This is a genomic window from Cedecea sp., assembly GCF_036500665.1.
In the GTDB taxonomy this organism is placed as follows: domain Bacteria; phylum Pseudomonadota; class Gammaproteobacteria; order Enterobacterales; family Enterobacteriaceae; genus Cedecea.
Genome location: NZ_DASYBS010000096.1, coordinates 95,755 through 111,639, shown reverse-complemented (window position 1 = coordinate 111,639; position 15,885 = coordinate 95,755). Strand labels below are relative to the sequence as shown.

Annotated in this window: 15 protein-coding genes and 2 tRNA genes; 8 read left to right on the top strand and 9 right to left on the bottom strand. The window is 54.1% G+C overall.

The window, feature by feature from the left end; genetic code table 11:
* Window positions 1–1,368, top strand: a complete 1,368-nt coding sequence (locus VGM55_RS15415; RefSeq protein WP_331635947.1) for an L-serine ammonia-lyase — start codon at window positions 1–3, stop codon at window positions 1,366–1,368.
* Between the two features lie 180 nt (window positions 1,369–1,548).
* Here VGM55_RS15415 and VGM55_RS15410 read toward each other — a convergent pair whose 3' ends face one another.
* On the bottom strand, window positions 1,549–2,733 hold the full coding sequence (locus tag VGM55_RS15410; RefSeq protein WP_154188248.1) for a PLP-dependent aminotransferase family protein: 1,185 nt from the start codon (window positions 2,731–2,733) through the stop codon (window positions 1,549–1,551).
* Window positions 2,734–2,914: 181 nt separating this feature from the next.
* Here VGM55_RS15410 and xni point away from each other — a divergent pair, with 181 nt between their 5' ends.
* Entirely contained in the window at window positions 2,915–3,667 is a 753-nt protein-coding gene (xni, locus tag VGM55_RS15405) for a flap endonuclease Xni (RefSeq protein ID WP_154188247.1), read from the top strand.
* Between the two features lie 52 nt (window positions 3,668–3,719).
* Here the strand turns inward: xni and rlmM are convergent, their stop codons facing one another.
* The 4 genes from rlmM to VGM55_RS15385 form a co-directional block, all read right to left on the bottom strand.
* Entirely contained in the window at window positions 3,720–4,820 is a 1,101-nt protein-coding gene (rlmM, locus tag VGM55_RS15400; RefSeq protein WP_331635946.1) for a 23S rRNA (cytidine(2498)-2'-O)-methyltransferase RlmM, read from the bottom strand.
* The gene (locus tag VGM55_RS15395) at window positions 4,813–5,208 is read right to left on the bottom strand and encodes a DUF423 domain-containing protein (RefSeq protein ID WP_154188245.1); all 396 of its coding nucleotides are present in this window, start codon (window positions 5,206–5,208) and stop codon (window positions 4,813–4,815) included. The genes rlmM and VGM55_RS15395 overlap by 8 nt, the downstream gene beginning before the upstream one ends.
* A gap of 45 nt (window positions 5,209–5,253) precedes the next feature.
* Window positions 5,254–6,171 carry a glycine cleavage system transcriptional regulator GcvA gene (gcvA, locus tag VGM55_RS15390; RefSeq protein WP_061274822.1) on the bottom strand — a complete coding sequence of 306 codons (918 nt, stop codon included), beginning with the start codon at window positions 6,169–6,171 and terminating at the stop codon, window positions 5,254–5,256.
* 344 nt (window positions 6,172–6,515) lie between these two features.
* Entirely contained in the window at window positions 6,516–6,743 is a 228-nt protein-coding gene (locus VGM55_RS15385) for a YgdI/YgdR family lipoprotein (RefSeq protein ID WP_016538029.1), read from the bottom strand.
* 196 nt (window positions 6,744–6,939) lie between these two features.
* Here VGM55_RS15385 and csdA point away from each other — a divergent pair, with 196 nt between their 5' ends.
* Window positions 6,940–8,145: a cysteine desulfurase CsdA gene (gene csdA / locus VGM55_RS15380; RefSeq protein WP_331635945.1), complete on the top strand. Its 1,206-nt coding sequence runs from the start codon at window positions 6,940–6,942 to the stop codon at window positions 8,143–8,145.
* Window positions 8,146–8,577, top strand: a complete 432-nt coding sequence (gene csdE / locus VGM55_RS15375; protein ID WP_331635944.1) for a cysteine desulfurase sulfur acceptor subunit CsdE — start codon at window positions 8,146–8,148, stop codon at window positions 8,575–8,577.
* Here the strand turns inward: csdE and tcdA are convergent, their stop codons facing one another.
* Window positions 8,578–9,387, bottom strand: coding sequence for a tRNA cyclic N6-threonylcarbamoyladenosine(37) synthase TcdA (gene tcdA, locus VGM55_RS15370; protein ID WP_331635943.1), 810 nt, complete (start codon window positions 9,385–9,387; stop codon window positions 8,578–8,580).
* Between the two features lie 222 nt (window positions 9,388–9,609).
* Entirely contained in the window at window positions 9,610–10,716 is a 1,107-nt protein-coding gene (gene mltA, locus VGM55_RS15365; RefSeq protein ID WP_154188241.1) for a murein transglycosylase A, read from the bottom strand.
* Window positions 10,717–10,926: 210 nt separating this feature from the next.
* Here mltA and VGM55_RS15360 point away from each other — a divergent pair.
* Both VGM55_RS15360 and VGM55_RS15355 read left to right on the top strand, forming a co-directional pair.
* A tRNA-Met gene (locus VGM55_RS15360) sits at window positions 10,927–11,003 on the top strand.
* Window positions 11,004–11,065: 62 nt separating this feature from the next.
* Window positions 11,066–11,142, top strand: a tRNA-Met gene (locus VGM55_RS15355).
* 74 nt (window positions 11,143–11,216) lie between these two features.
* Here VGM55_RS15355 and VGM55_RS15350 read toward each other — a convergent pair.
* Window positions 11,217–11,672 (bottom strand): winged helix-turn-helix transcriptional regulator, encoded by a 456-nt coding sequence (locus VGM55_RS15350; protein WP_154188240.1) that lies wholly within the window; start codon window positions 11,670–11,672, stop codon window positions 11,217–11,219.
* A gap of 168 nt (window positions 11,673–11,840) precedes the next feature.
* Between VGM55_RS15350 and VGM55_RS15345 the strand changes: the two genes are divergently transcribed.
* Complete coding sequence (locus VGM55_RS15345; protein ID WP_331635987.1) at window positions 11,841–13,001, top strand: MFS transporter; 1,161 nt, start codon at window positions 11,841–11,843, stop codon at window positions 12,999–13,001.
* 44 nt (window positions 13,002–13,045) lie between these two features.
* Here VGM55_RS15345 and amiC read toward each other — a convergent pair whose 3' ends face one another.
* Complete coding sequence (gene amiC, locus VGM55_RS15340) at window positions 13,046–14,296, bottom strand: N-acetylmuramoyl-L-alanine amidase AmiC (protein ID WP_154188238.1); 1,251 nt, start codon at window positions 14,294–14,296, stop codon at window positions 13,046–13,048.
* Window positions 14,297–14,521: 225 nt separating this feature from the next.
* Here amiC and argA point away from each other — a divergent pair, with 225 nt between their 5' ends.
* A complete protein-coding gene (gene argA / locus VGM55_RS15335) occupies window positions 14,522–15,853 on the top strand; it encodes an amino-acid N-acetyltransferase (protein ID WP_331635942.1) in 1,332 nt (443 codons plus the stop codon).
* Window positions 15,854–15,885 lie beyond the last annotated feature (32 nt).

Sequence of the window (15,885 nt, the reverse complement as noted above, 5' to 3'; positions counted from 1 at the left end):
ATGATCAGCGTATTCGACATTTTCAAAATCGGTATCGGCCCATCCAGTTCGCATACCGTCGGCCCGATGAAGGCTGGTAAACAATTTTCTGATGACCTGATTGAGCAAGGGATCCTGCACGATGTCACCCGCGTTGTCGTAGACGTCTATGGTTCATTATCCCTGACAGGTAAAGGCCACCACACCGATATCGCGATTATTATGGGTCTGGCGGGTAACCTGCCGGATAGCGTAGATATCGATGCTATTCCCCATTTCATCCAGGATGTGAATACCCATGGCCGCCTGATGCTGGCGAACGGTCAGCATGAAGTAGAGTTCCCTGTAGACGGCTGCATGAACTTCCATGCTGACAACCTGGCACTGCATGAAAACGGCATGCGTATTACCGCCCTGGCCAGTGACAGGGTTCTGTATTCCCAGACCTATTACTCTATCGGCGGCGGTTTCATCGTTGACGAAGCGAATTTTGGCGTGCAGAGCGAAAACCCGGTGAGCGTCCCGTATCCGTATAAAAACGCCGCAGACCTGCAGAAACACTGCCGCGAAACGGGACTGTCGCTTTCCGGACTGATGATGCAAAACGAACGCGCCCTACACAGCCAGGAAGAGATCGACGCCCACTTTGCGGCGGTCTGGGAAGTGATGCGCAGTGGCATTGAACGCGGCATCACCACCGAAGGCGTGCTGCCGGGCAAAATGCGCGTTCCACGACGTGCGGCCGCGCTGCGCCGCATGCTGGTTACCACCGATAAAAACAACTCAGATCCAATGGCCGTTGTGGACTGGATCAATATGTTCGCGCTGGCGGTAAACGAAGAAAACGCCGCCGGTGGCCGCGTAGTCACCGCCCCGACGAACGGCGCCTGCGGGATTGTTCCGGCGGTGCTGGCCTATTACGACAAGTTTATCCGTCAGGTAAACGCTAACTCCTGCGCGCGCTACTTCCTGGCCGCCGGCGCTATCGGTTCCCTGTACAAAATGAACGCCTCTATCTCCGGTGCGGAAGTGGGCTGTCAGGGCGAGGTCGGCGTGGCTTGCTCAATGGCTGCGGCGGGTCTTGCAGAACTGCTGGGCGGTAGCCCAACTCAGGTTTGCATCGCCGCTGAAATCGGCATGGAGCACAACCTGGGGCTGACCTGCGACCCGGTAGCCGGTCAGGTACAGGTTCCTTGCATCGAGCGTAACGCCATTGCGGCAGTTAAAGCCGTGAACGCTGCGCGTATGGCAATGCGCCGCACCAGCGAACCGCGCGTCTGCCTGGATAAGGTTATCGAGACGATGTATGAAACGGGTAAGGACATGAACGCCAAGTATCGCGAAACATCTCGCGGTGGCCTGGCGCTAAAAATTGTCGCCTGTGACTAAAAAATTAAGGCTCCCAATCGGGAGCCGGGACTGCTGACAAAGTTCATTGCTCTAAAAAGTCCGAACCTCGGTCTAATAAAAACAATGAATAATGTTCTCTGGTTTGCCCCAAACGGTCGAAAACCACGTTTTTCGGCTGTTTGTCATCAATCTTAAGGCTCCCAATTGGGAGCCTTTTTCTTAGAGTGCGGCTTTTAAACGCTTAACGGCTTCAACTAACTGCTCATCGGTGGCCGTAGCGTAAGAGAACCGCAGCGTGCGTTTATCCGCATGATCGCTAAAGAAGAATTCGCCCGGCACGTAAACCACGCCTTTCTCCAGCGTTTTTTGCAGCCACGCAGTGGTGTCGAAGTCATAGCGGAATGAGGCCCAAAGGAACATCCCGCCCTGCGGCTGGTTGAAGGTAATGTGCTCGCCCAGTTCCTCTTCCAGCAGACGCGAAAGCGTCAGACACTTCTGCTTGTAGGCTTCACGAATCAGCTCAATTTGCGGGTCCAGACGGCCCAGAGTCAGGTAAGCCGCCGTCAGCGCCTGGGTAAACGAGTTGGCGTGCAGATCGGTCGCCTGCTTAATGATAGCGACCTTTTGCTTCATCCATTCCGGCAGAATAATCCAGCCCACGCGCAGGCCTGGCGCCAGGATTTTAGAGAAAGTTGAGGTATAGACCACGTGGTCTTCATGCCCCAATTCTTTCGCTACCTGAATCAGGGTCTTCTCGCGGCGCTCGGTAAAGCTAATCGCCCCGTACGGATCGTCCTCAATAATCACAAAATCGTATTCCGCAGCCAGTTTTACCAGTTTCTCGCGGCGCTCGGCGCTCAGCGTTGTGCCGCTCGGGTTACCGAAGGTCGGCACCAGATAAACGCCTTTAATGCGCGTGTTTTTCAGCAGCGCTTCCAGCTCGTCGACAATCATGCCGTGCTCATCCCCGCCCACCGACTCGACTTTGGCGGCGGTCAAACTGAGGATTTGTAGCGTGGCAAGATAAGTCGGCCGCTCAACAACGAAAACATCGCCTTCGTCTACCAGCGCGCGAATCAGCAGATCCAGCGCCTGCTGCGAACCAGAAGTGATCAGCAGCTGGTCACTACGCGTGGTAATCCCGCGCGCTTTGCACAGCTCAACCAGCTGGTCGCGCAGCTCGGTATTGCCTTCTGTCAGGCCATACTGAAAAGCATCGTTAAAGTTCTCTTCCACGACCTTATGAGTCGCCAGCTCCAGCCCTTGCTTATCAAAAAGCTCGCTGGAAGGAATGCCGCCGGCCAGTGAAATAACACCGGGCATTTTGCTGTGCTTAAGAAGTTCACGGATGGCGGAAGGCTGCAGGTTTTGAATGCGTTGCGCGAGGTGTTTTGCGTTACTCATAAGATGTTCTCAATTTTTATATGCGCCAGAAATATACATAGCCCCTTAACGACCACGCAATGGGTTTCCACCTTCTACTAATAAGGTTTTTGCGAGGAGGGTTCCTGAATCCTGCGATGAGAATAGCTCATCACAGCAGGAAATGTTAGGGTAAGACCACTGGAGTGACAGGTAAATTTCTATGGCTATTCATTTACTTATCGTCGATGCATTGAACCTCATTCGCCGGATACACGCGGTGCAGGGCTCGCCCTGCGTCGAGACGTGCCTGCATGCGCTGGGCCAGCTTATTGGCCACAGCCAGCCGACCCACGCGGTGGCGGTGTTTGATGACGAAGAGCGCCGCGAAGGCTGGCGGCACCAGGTTATGCCCGACTACAAAGCAGGCCGCTCGCCGATGCCGGATGACCTGCATGCCGAAATGCCCGCCCTGCGGGAAGCGTTTACCCGCCGCGGCGTACAGTGCTGGCATTCAAAAGGTAACGAAGCCGACGATCTCGCGGCCACGCTGGCGGTTAAAGTGACCTCCGGCGGCCACCGGGCAACCATTGTCTCCACCGACAAGGGCTACTGCCAGCTTCTTGCGCCCACGCTACAGATTCGGGATTACTTCCAGAAACGCTGGCTGGATGCGCCGTTTATTGCCCAGGAGTACGGCGTACAGCCGGAACAGCTGGGCGATTTCTGGGGACTAGCAGGTATTAGCAGCAGCAAAATCCCCGGCGTTCCAGGCATTGGGCCAAAAAGCGCCACGCAGCTAATTAACCAGTTTTCCGATCTGGAAATGCTCTACCAGCGGCTGGATGAGGTTCCGGAAAAATGGCGGAAGAAGCTTGAACAGCACAGAGAAAGCGCGTTTGTCAGCCGCCAGGTGGCGAGGCTACAGACAGATTTACAGCTGGATGGGAATTTGCAGCAGCTCAGGCTACTCTAAGCCTGAATAAAAAGAGTATTCCCCTCACCGTGAATGGGCGAGGGGAAAATAATTAGCGTTCGTCGCGGCGTCCGCCCGCGGCAGCCCACCAGCGGCGAATATGCACCGTCACCTCTTCGCGGTCATGGTACAGCTGCCGGGCCTGAATCTGCACGTTAATGCCGTTTTCCTCCAGCTTCTCGCGGATCTGCGCCAGGTTCTGAGAGACTTCCTCATAGCGCTTTTTCATTGGCAGCTTGAGGTTGAAAATGGTCTCACGACACCAGCCATTTAACAGCCAGGTCGCCATCAAATTGGCCACTTTTGCTGGCTTCTCTACCATGTCGCAAACCATCCACGAGATATTGGATCGCGTTGGGCGGTATTTAAAACCATCTTCCCGCAGCCAGGTCACCTGTCCGGTATCCATCAGGCTTTGCGCCATCGGACCGTTGTCCACGGAGGAAACCCACATATTGCGCTTCACCAGCTGATAGGTCCAGCCACCAGGGCAGGCACCTAAATCAACGGCGTACATCCCGTTCCCCAGGCGCTCATCCCACTCATCGGCCGGAATAAACACATGAAATGCCTCTTCCAGCTTCAGGGTGGAACGGCTTGGCGCATCTGCCGGGAATTTAAGGCGCGGAATTCCCATGTAAAACGGCGAGTTATTAGTGGGATAGGAATACCCGGTGTAGCAGCAGCCCGGGGCGATAAAGAATACGTGAACAACCGGGCGTTTTGGCGTTTCATAATGCGTCAGCACCCCCGCCTCACGCAGGCTGACCCGCAACGGTACGGTAAATTTACGGCAGAACTTCATCAGCTCTTTGCTTTCATTCGTGTCCGCTACTTCAACCCGCAGGTCACCGCCCTTCTCTACCACGCCCTGCAACATGCCAACAACAGGTGTAATGCGGTCTTCAGGCGGTAAATCTTTTAGCAGTTCGCCCGCGACAAACATCTGGCGGGCGAAAATCAGATCGCTGAAAGGTAGCTCACGCACCAGTTTATCCGCCTCTTCGGGCTGATAGCACTCGAAAATCACATAACCACTGTGCTCTTTTACGCGGGCAAAGCCATAGACACCACGCTGGCCTGCTTTATCGGTTATCTCTGCCGCACACTCTTTTTCAAATCCCTGGCGGCAGTACAAAATGACTTTATTCATGGCTTACGCCCTTACGTTTCAGGCGCACAGCACCAATTAACATCAATATCCAACCGGCGAGGAAGCTAACGCCACCTACCGGGGTAACAAACGCCCATAGCCGCAGGTGCGACAGGGCAAGACAGTAAAGGCTACCGCTAAATAATACGGTGCCGAGTGCCATAAAGACGCTGCTCCAGTAGAACCAGATGCTAATGCGGCGCTGCATCGCCACAGCAAGGCCAAAGATAGCAAGCGTGTGAAACGCCTGATACTCAAGACCGGTCTGGATCCATCCCATCTCCACAACGCCCAGGGATTTGCTTAACACATGCGCCCCAAAGGCGCCCAGGGAAACAAAAACAAAACCGCTGATGGCGGCAAAAATCAGCATGAATCGGCTGGTCATGGTGTAACCCTAAAGTAGAGCGTGGACGGGCCACGCGAAGGTTGCTTATTGTTCGTAGCGAAAACGGAATTTTTCTTGCTCACTGGCCGCCTTTGCCAGGATCCACTGTCGAAACGCGGCTATTTTACCCAGTTCTGCCTGGCTGTCATGACAAACCAGATAAAAGGCATTTTTACTCACTAAAACATCATTAAACGGGCACACCAGGCGGCCCGCCTCGATTTCCGTCTGTGCCATAACGTTATTGGCCAGCGCAATGCCCTGCCCGTGGATAGCGGCCTGCAGTACCATTGCGCTGTGGCTGAAAATTGGCCCTTGCTGGACATTAATATGGCTAACGCCAAGCTGGCGGGTATAAGTCTGCCAGTCGCGGCGCGAAGCGTCATGCAATAAAGTGTGCTTTGCCAAATCTTCTGGTGTTTTAATCGGTCTATCACCGGTTAGCAGCATAGGTGAGCATACAGGAAGCAAATACTCAGCATAAAGTTTCTCCACTCTTAGCCCCGGCCAGTTTCCCCGCCCGTAGAAAATCGCCACGTCCACGTCATCAGACAATTTATCCTCCTGACGATCCACTGCCTGAATACGCACGTCAATTCCCGGATAAGCTGAGTTAAAGCTTGTTAAACGAGGCACCAGCCAATGAATCGCAAAGCTCGGTAATAAACTTACCGTCAGCGCACCTTTTGCACTGCGCGCCTGGAGTTTGCGCGTGGCTTCGGTTAGCTGGGAGAAAATCTCTTTAATATCCTGATAATAGCTCTGCCCCTCCTCCGTCAGTAGCAGTGAACGGTTACGGCGGCGGAACAGCTTCAGGCCGAGAAAATCCTCCAGCGACTTGATCTGGTGGCTTACCGCTGCCTGGGTAACGAACAGTTCCTCAGCCGCTTTAGTAAAACTCAAGTGACGAGCCGCTGCGTCAAAAACGCGCAACGCATTCAGAGGGGGTAATCGCTTAGACATGGGTTATTTGGCTTAAGTGTTAATAACGATTAACAAACAGCGAGCGTTTGTTTACCTATTAGTTTTTTTTATCTGAGCCATTATAAATTGTCCGTTGAGGATGCACCAGCAAATACCTATAGTGGCGGCACTTCCTGAGTCGGAACGAAAAGTTGTCTGGAATGCGTGTTCTGGAGGGCTTTTGGCTTACGGTTGTGATGTTGTGTTGTTGTGTTTGCAATTGGTCTGACATTTCGGACCACGGTAGCTGAGCTACCCCTTTTCACTTCCTGTACATTTACCCTGTCTGTCCATAGTGATTAATGTAGCACCGCCGAATGCGGTGCTTTTTTTTTGCCTGCAGTTTACTTCTTCAGCTCAACCATCTCTTTCACATCCGAGCGGTTAATCTGCTGCATATTTCCGTTAGCATCTTTGTACTTGATCATCCCGGTTTCGTCATCGGTCTTCGGCTTACCTTCAGAGACGATGGCCCGTCCGTCATTAGTATGCATGATGTAGTTAGGGCTGGAACAGGCTGCAAGTGCAAAAGTCATCATACAGGCAGAAACAATAGCGGCTGCTTTATTCATAATTCTTCTCCTTGTGCATAGAGTTTAATGCTACTTAAATCTCTTCTACTGATAGTCATAAACATCAGTCCAACAATAGTTAGCATAACCTGCTTTTCTGATTCTGCCACAAGAAGCGGACTATTCCGATGGTGACTGAAACCTTGTGCCGCGGCACAATTTGCGCGACGATCTACGCATTGAATTGAGGATCACCATGACAGCATATAATCCCGCCCATTTTCGTGCGCAGTTTCCGGCGCTGGCAGATGCCGGCGTCTATCTCGACAGTGCGGCCACAGCGCTTAAACCCCAGGCCGTAATCGCGGCGACTCAGCAGTTTTACAGTCTGAGCGCAGGTAACGTTCACCGTAGCCAGTTTCCCGAGGCACAGCGCCTTACCGCCCGCTACGAAGCCGCACGCGAACAGGTTGCGCGGTTGCTCAATGCGGAAAGCGGTAAATCCGTGGTCTGGACTCGCGGCACTACCGAAGCCATTAACCTGGTTGCGCAGTGCTATGCCTGCCACCGCCTGCAGGCTGGGGATGAAATCATCGTCAGTGAAGCCGAGCATCACGCCAACTTTGTGCCGTGGCTGATGGTGGCGGAACAGACAGATGCGAAAGTGGTGAAACTACCTCTGGATAGCCAGGCCCTGCCTGATGTTAGCCTGCTGCCGTCATTGCTTAACGACCGCACGCGTATCCTGGCTCTGGGGCAAATGTCTAACGTCACCGGCGGCTGCCCGGACCTGGCAAAAGCCATTAAGCTAGCCCATGATGCTGGTGCCATTGTGATGGTCGATGGCGCACAGGGCATTGTTCACTGCCCGCCGGATGTGCAGGCGCTGGATATCGACTTTTACGCCTTCTCGGCCCATAAACTGTATGGTCCAACCGGGATTGGCGCTCTCTACGGTAAGGCAGAGCTGCTGGAGCAGATGTCACCGTGGCTTGGTGGCGGAAAAATGATCACCCACGTGTCGTTCGACGGCTTTAAAACTCAGCCGGTTCCGTATCGCTTTGAAGCCGGCACGCCAAACGTCGCTGGCGTTATTGGTCTCAGCGCCGCACTCGAATGGCTTGAAGATATCGATCTGCAGCAGGCAGAGAGCTGGAGCCGTAGCCTGGCAACGCTCGCCGAGTCCGGGCTTGCTAAACGCCAGGGTTTTCGCAGTTTCCGCTGCCAGGACTCAAGCCTGCTGGCATTTGATTTTGCAGGCGTGCACCACAGCGATATGGTGACGCTCCTGGCGGAGTCAGGCATCGCGCTACGAGCTGGCCAGCATTGCGCTCAGCCTTTAATGGCGGCGTTAGGCGTCAGCGGCACGCTGCGCGCCTCTTTTGCGCCGTACAACACGCATCAGGACGTGAACGAACTGCTCGCAGCGGTCGACAGCGCCCTCAATATTCTGGTGGACTGAATGCTGTTTAATCATCCTTTTGGCTCATCCATTAGCGAAGAGTGCTTACGCGCCACGTTTTCTACGCAGCAGCAGTGGGAAGATAAATATCGCCAGCTTATTTTATTGGGTAAAAAGCTGCCCACTCTGCCGGAAGCGTTAAAAACCGAAAGCATTGAAATCAGCGGCTGCGAAAACCGCGTCTGGCTCGGCCACGAGCGCCAGCCGGACGGCACGCTGCATTTCTACGGCGACAGTGAAGGGCGTATCGTGCGAGGTTTATTAGCGGTGCTATTAACGGCAGTAGAAGGGAAAACCGCGGAGCAGCTGCTGGGAAACGATCCGCTTAGCCTGTTTGACGATCTGGGGCTCCGCCATCAGCTCAGCGCTTCCCGCAGCAGCGGTCTTACGGCACTGGCCGCGGCCGTTCAACAGGCCGCGCGCGAGGATTAATTAAGCGGCAGTACGCGCCGCCTTCGCCATCATTTTCTTCAGCACGTGGGATACCGCCACGAAACCAAAACTGGCGGTAACCATTGTTGCCGCGCCAAAACCTGAAGCACAGTCCATTCTTTTTGGGCCTTCAGCGGTGCCTTTCATTGCACAAACCGAACCGTCAGCCTGCGGGTACACCAGCGCCTCGGTAGAAAATACACAGTCCACGCCAAATTTCCCTTTGCTGTTCTTCACCACGCCAAAATCGCTTTTCAATCTTTCTCGCAGCTTGGCCGCCAGCGGATCCTGAATGGTTTTTGCCAGATCGCTGACCTGGATCTGCGTCGGATCGATCTGCCCGCCCGCACCGCCGGTGGTTACCAGCGGGATCTTGTAGCGGCGACAATAAGCAATCAGCGCCGCTTTTGGACGCACGCTATCAATCGCGTCAATCACATAGCTGAATCCCTGATTAAGCAGCTCAGCTGCGTTATCGACGGTAATAAAGTCATCCACCACCGTGACGCGGCACTCGGGGTTAATCTCCTGGATACGTGCGGCCATGACTTCCGTTTTGGCCTGCCCGACGTTATCTTTTAGCGCGTGGATTTGACGGTTCGTGTTGGTCACACAAACGTCGTCCATATCGATAAGTGTGATGGCACCAATACCGGTACGCGCCAGCGCCTCTGCCGCCCATGAACCCACGCCGCCGATGCCAATCACGCAAACGTGAGCCTCAGCGAAAAGCTGTAGCGCCGGCTGGCCATACAGACGAGCGGTTCCGCCAAAGCGTTGTAGCCAGGCATCAGAGAGAACGACAGACATCGGGGAAATCCTCAGAAATAAAAAACGGGCTGATTATACAGCCCGCTCATTCGGTGACAAACAACCGAAAAACGTGGTTTTCGGTTGTTTGGGGCAAACCAGAGAACATTATTCGTTATCTTTATCAGGTCATAACTCAAACCTTTAAGGACAATGAACTATGCCAGTTGCCTCTACGGGCTGATTATACAGCCCGCAGGAAAAGGTGGAAACGTTGCCGCATTAACCGCTAAAAACGTTACCGCTGCTGCCAGCCCCCGGTGCCGGCTTCAGCACCCAGACGCGACCATAGTGGTTATACCAACCCGCGCGATGCCCGGCATCCGGGCCAATGCCCTGATAGATATCGAAATGCTGGCCTTTAATCGCGCCGCCAACGTCCAGCGCTACCATCACGCGCAGCTCGTACTGGCCGGTGAATTTGCCGCTGTTATCCAACAGTGGGACTTCAGTCAGCAGCGTGGTGCCGGCAGGAATAATAGAGCGGTCAGACGCTACGGAGGCGCGGCCAATCAAAGGTACCGCGCTCGCGCCTTTCACCGGCGCATAGCTTGCGGGCTTGAAGAAGACAAAAGAAGGGTTCTGCTCAAGCAGCTCGCGCACTTGTGCTTCGCTGTGGGTTTCTCCCCAATGGCGAATGGCCTGCATCGACATATCTTCTTTCTTCACTTCACCACGGTCGATCAACACCTTGCCGATGCTGCGGTAGGCGTGACCATTTTTTCCGGCATAGCCGAAGAAGGTCAAAGGCTGGCCGTCGCCAAAATCGATGTAGCCGCTGCCCTGAACGTCCATAATGAAGTTATCCATCAGGGAGTTGCTGTAGGCCAGGACGTAGCTTTCGCTCAGCCCGCCGCTGTAGATTTCTGCACGGGATGGCAGCCGACCGCGTTTTGGCGGCATACGATAAATCGGGTACTGGAATTCACCCTGGCGGGTATGTCGAGCCTGAATGACCGGAGTGTAGTAGCCGGTAAACTGCACGTTACCGTAGTTGTCCGCCCCTTCCATCTGCCAGGCATCGAGGCCAAACTGTTTCAATTGACGAGTATCGCCGCCGGCACGCAGCCACTGCTGTACCGCATTATAGATATCGCTGCCATTACTATAGAGACGCGGAGACGCGGAACGAATCTGATTAATCTGCTCGGCATAGTCGCCGCCATTTATAGGCGCTCCTACCGCATCAGGCTGATTCACCAGTGAGAAAGGCTGGGAAAACTTCCCATCTTTATATTGTTGACCGCGATCGGTCGGTTTTGATGAACAGGCAGCCAGCATGGTTAACATGGCTCCCGCTGCTATGTACTTAATCCAACGTCCTTTCATTACTCTCTCGCCCTGCTGGTTGCCTCTGTATGCCTCGCCGAAGATAGCAAACGCGCCGCGAGAATTAAACGAGTTGAACGGCCTGCGTAGCAAAAACGTCTGTTCAGGGTCATTGTGCGGGTAAATTCAACAACCAATGGGAAATTCAGGCATTTCTGCCAAAAAAAGGTTGCAACAAAAAGCGAGCAGAGTATAGTGCGCATCCACGGACGCGGGGTGGAGCAGCCTGGTAGCTCGTCGGGCTCATAACCCGAAGGTCGTCGGTTCAAATCCGGCCCCCGCAACCAACTAAAAGTCGCTGGTTTAATAGCGCAATGATGAATAATCATTAAGAAAGTAGTATGACGGACGCGGGGTGGAGCAGCCTGGTAGCTCGTCGGGCTCATAACCCGAAGGTCGTCGGTTCAAATCCGGCCCCCGCAACCAACATTGAGAACACCCTTACGGGTGTTTTTTTGTTTCTGCAGCCTGAATCTCTTCCCACGACTTCCTTTTCTCACTCATTCTTCTTTAATCAACACTTTACGCACAACTGCGTCTTCCGGAAGCAAAACGCCGCCATCGGGTAAAACGGGCGTCATGAAGGGCACGGGTTGACCGCTATGTTTCTCAACAAGCACCGAGTGCGGCTCATTCTCCGCGAATAAATAGCACTCCCCCCACTGACGCAGCGCCACCACAACCGGGAACAAACTCATCCCCATCGGGGTTAAAACATATTCCTGATAAGCGGTACCGTCGGACGCGGCCTGCATATTCAGCACGCCAGCTTCAACAAGCTTACGTAATCGGTCAGAAAGAATATTTCTGGCGACTCCCAGACTACGCTGAAAATCCCCAAAGCGCCGGACGCCGTCAAACGCGTCGCGCACAATCAGCAGCGACCAGCGATCGCCAATGGCCTCGATACAGCGCGCTACCGGGCAAAACTGGTTGGCGCTATTTTGCTGTGACATTTTTTTCCCCTCAATCACCTGGTAAACAAGTTGCATTTTAAAACTCGATTATCTACGCTTCAATCAGTTTTGTTTTGCAACTAGATTATCCGGAGTGAGAGGATGCGGAAAACGTTATTTATCGAAGAGGCTGCCTGCTATGGGCAGCCTCAAAATGACACAATCAGGATGCCCACGAGTCTGGTGGCACTTTTTTCCATCGCCAGCGGCCTGAGCGTAGCGAATGTTTACTATGCCCAGCCTCTGCTGGATAACCTGGCGGAGGATTTTGGCATTAGCCATGCGGCCGTCGGCGGGCTTATTACGGCCACGCAGGTAGGCTGTGCCCTGGCTTTACTTCTCCTGGTGCCTCTGGGCGATTTACTGAATCGCCGTAGGTTAATGGCATTTCAGATTTTTGGCCTGATTGTCGCGCTCATCTCGGTGGCCGTTGCGCATTCTGCGCCAGCGCTGCTGATAAGCTTGCTCGCCGTGGGCCTACTGGGCACAGCCATGACCCAAGGGTTAATTGCCTATGCCGCCAGCGCGGCTGCGCCTCATGAGCGAGGGCATGTCGTGGGTTCCGCGCAAAGCGGCGTGTTCATTGGCCTGCTTCTGGCGCGCGTCTTTGCCGGAGGCATCAGCGATATTACTGGCTGGCGAGCGGTCTATATCTGTTCTGCTCTATTGATGCTGGTCATCGCTTTGCCCCTGTGGCGCAAGCTTCCAGAGCTGCCTGCGGCAACAGCAACCCGGCGCTATTTCACGCTGATAGGATCGATGTTTACCCTGCTCCGTCAGGACAAAGTGCTGCAAGTTCGTGGCGTCCTGGCGTTGCTAATGTTTGCGGCATTTAACGTTTTCTGGAGCGCACTGGTGCTGCCGCTCAGCGCCGCTCCCTACGGTTTCTCTCACACGGTGATTGGTGCTTTCGGGCTGGTTGGCGCAGTGGGGGCGTTAGCCGCCTCACGCGCCGGGAAGTGGTCAGATCGGGGGCTATCGCAGCGTACCAGCCTCGCGGCATTACTATTGCTGCTGCTGGCCTGGTGGCCGCTGTCATTGATGGCCTGGTCCCTGGGCGCGCTGGTGGTTGGGATTATTTTGCTCGATTTGGGCGGTCAGGCGCTGCACGTCACCAATCAGAGCATGATTTTCCGGGCGCCCCCAGAAGCCCACAGCCGGCTGGTAGGGCTGTATATGCTGTTCTATGCCGCCGGGAGCGGAGCCGGCGCGATGAGCACCACGCTAACTTTTGCTGAAGCTGGATGGCAAGGTGTATGCCTGCTGGGCGCGGGGATCAGTTTACTGGCGCTGATATTCTGGTGGTATACAAGAAAAGTAACGCGGTGATAATAATAAGGAGTGCCCGATACGTTGCGGCGCTCCTTGTTCATCTACCCTCTTCTCGCCAGCTTAGAACTGTCCGAGAAGTAGGCCTTGATGCCTGCGAGAATAGACTCTGCTACCTCCTGCTGGAATTTCGCCGTGCGCAGCTTGCGCTCTTCCGCGGGGTTACTGAGGAAGGCAGTTTCCACCAGAATAGACGGAATATCCGGCGCTTTTAGTACCGCAAACCCGGCCTGATCAACGCTGTTTTTATGCAGTTTGTTTACTCGCCCAAGCCGGTTAAGCACCTCTTTACCAAACTTCAGACTGTCGTTGATGGTCAGCGACTGCACCATGTCGAACATTGTGTGGTCAAGATAGCGATCCCCGCTTTTGCCAACGCCACCAATTAAGTCTGCGGCGTTCTGCGTTTGCGCCAGATATTTCGCCGCGGTACTGGTAGCGCCCTTGGTGGATAGCGCGAATACCGACGATCCGCGGGCGGCAGCCGTAGTAAACGCGTCAGCATGAATAGAAACAAACAGATCCGCCCGCTGCTTTTGAGCCTTAGCAACCCGTACCTTTAACGGAATAAACACGTCCTCGTTGCGCGTCATATAAGCCTTCATATTGGCCTCTTTATCGAGCAGCGCTTTCAGCTTGCGGGCGATGCTGAGCACAATATCTTTTTCGCGGGTCTTATTCGGACCAATGGCGCCAGGATCTTCGCCGCCATGCCCGGGATCGAGCATGATGACAATCGGGCGATCTCGCCCGGCTTTGCCAGGCTGCGGTCCTTTTTCCACCGGCATTTTCTTGTCCAGCTGGCCGTTATTGTAATCTTCAAGTAACGCGAGCAGCGGATCTTGTTCACTATTCATATTTGCCGGATAAAGATCCATCACCAGGCGTTCTTTAAATTCCGCTACCGGTGCCAACCCGAACAAATGTGGAGTAACGTTTTGTTTCAATTCAAAAACCATACGTACGGTCTTTGGGTCGAACTGGCCAACGCGCGCCGACTTAATAAAAGGATCGTCACCACGAACCTGGCTACCAATACCTTTTAAGACTGAATTTAAATGCGCCCCTTCTATATCCACCACAACTCGCTCAGGATTACTGAGCGCGAACTGGCGATATTTAAGCTGATGGTTCGACTCCAGCGTCACGCGGGTATAAGACGAGGCCGGCCAGACGCGCACGGCAATCACCTGGCTTGAGGCAGCAAAACCGACCTTGCTGACGCTCAACAGCCACATTGCTCCTGCACCCTGAAGTAAACGGCGGCGACTCATTAACGAACTGGAATCTGGCATGGCTCCCCTGAGCAATAATCATTAGTAGATGAATTTGTTTTTTGAGCCAAAAACTTTAGCGAAACACGCGGTTACTGTCATCTATAAAAGGGTAAACGTTCAGAAAAGGTCACACATCCCCATCGTTAAGGAATTTTATCCTGGATGAAAATTGGCGCTTGCACCCGGCACCATAAAAGAATAAAAATACATAAATTACGAATAAACATGCAATGAGGGTGTGCCGTGGTAAAGGAACGTAGAACCGAACTGGTCCAGGGATTCCGCCATTCTGTTCCCTATATTAATGCCCACCGGGGAAAAACGTTTGTCATCATGCTCGGCGGCGAAGCCATTGAACATGAAAACTTTTCCAGCATCGTCAACGACATTGGCCTGCTTCATAGCCTGGGTATTCGCCTTGTGGTGGTGTACGGAGCTCGTCCACAGATTGATGAAAATCTGGCAGAACACCATCATGAGCCTGTCTATCATAAGCATACCCGCGTCACTGATGCGAAAACGCTTGAACTGGTTAAGCAGGCGGCCGGGCTTTTGCAGCTGGACATCACCGCCCGGCTCTCGATGAGCCTCGGTAATACGCCGCTACAGGGCGCCCATATCAACGTGGTGAGCGGCAACTTCATCATTGCGCAACCTCTGGGTGTGGATGACGGCGTGGACTATTGCCACAGCGGGCGCGTTCGCCGCATTGATGAAGACGCAATTCACCGCCAGCTGGACAGCGGTGCTATCGTGCTGATGGGGCCAGTGGCGGTTTCGGTGACCGGTGAAAGCTTTAACCTCACCTCTGAAGAAGTCGCCACCCAGCTTGCGGTTAAGCTAAAGGCAGAAAAGATGATTGGGTTCTGCTCCGCTCAGGGCGTCACCGACGATCTGGGTAACGTCATCTCCGAGCTGTTTCCGAACGACGCACAGCAGCGGATTGAAGCGCTGGAAAGCACCGGCGATTACCACTCCGGTACCGTGCGCTTCCTGCGCGGTGCCGTTAAAGCCTGCCGCAGCGGCGTTCGCCGTAGCCACCTGCTGAGCTATCAGGAAGATGGCGCACTCCTGCAGGAACTGTTCTCACGCGACGGTATCGGCACGCAGATTGTGATGGAAAGCGCGGAGCAAATCCGCCGCGCTACCATCAATGACATCGGCGGTATTCTGGAATTAATTCGCCCGCTGGAACAGCAGGGTATTCTGGTTCGCCGCTCCCGCGAGCAGCTTGAAATGGAAATCGATAAATTCACCATTATTCAGCGCGATAACCTGACAATTGCCTGTGCGGCACTCTATCCGTTCCCGGAGGAAAGCATCGGTGAAATGGCCTGCGTGGCCGTGCATCCTGACTATCGCAGTTCGTCGCGAGGTGAAGAGCTGCTTAATCGCATCGCCAACCAGGCGCGGCAGATGGGGCTCAGCAAGCTGTTTGTATTGACCACCCGCAGTATCCACTGGTTCCAGGAGCGAGGCTTCCTACCGGTAGACGTGGAACTGCTGCCAGCGAGCAAAAAAGAGATGTACAACTATCAGCGTAAATCAAAAGTGCTGATGGCCGATCTGACCTGAAAAAAGGGAAGGCGTTTAGCCTTCCCCTTTCA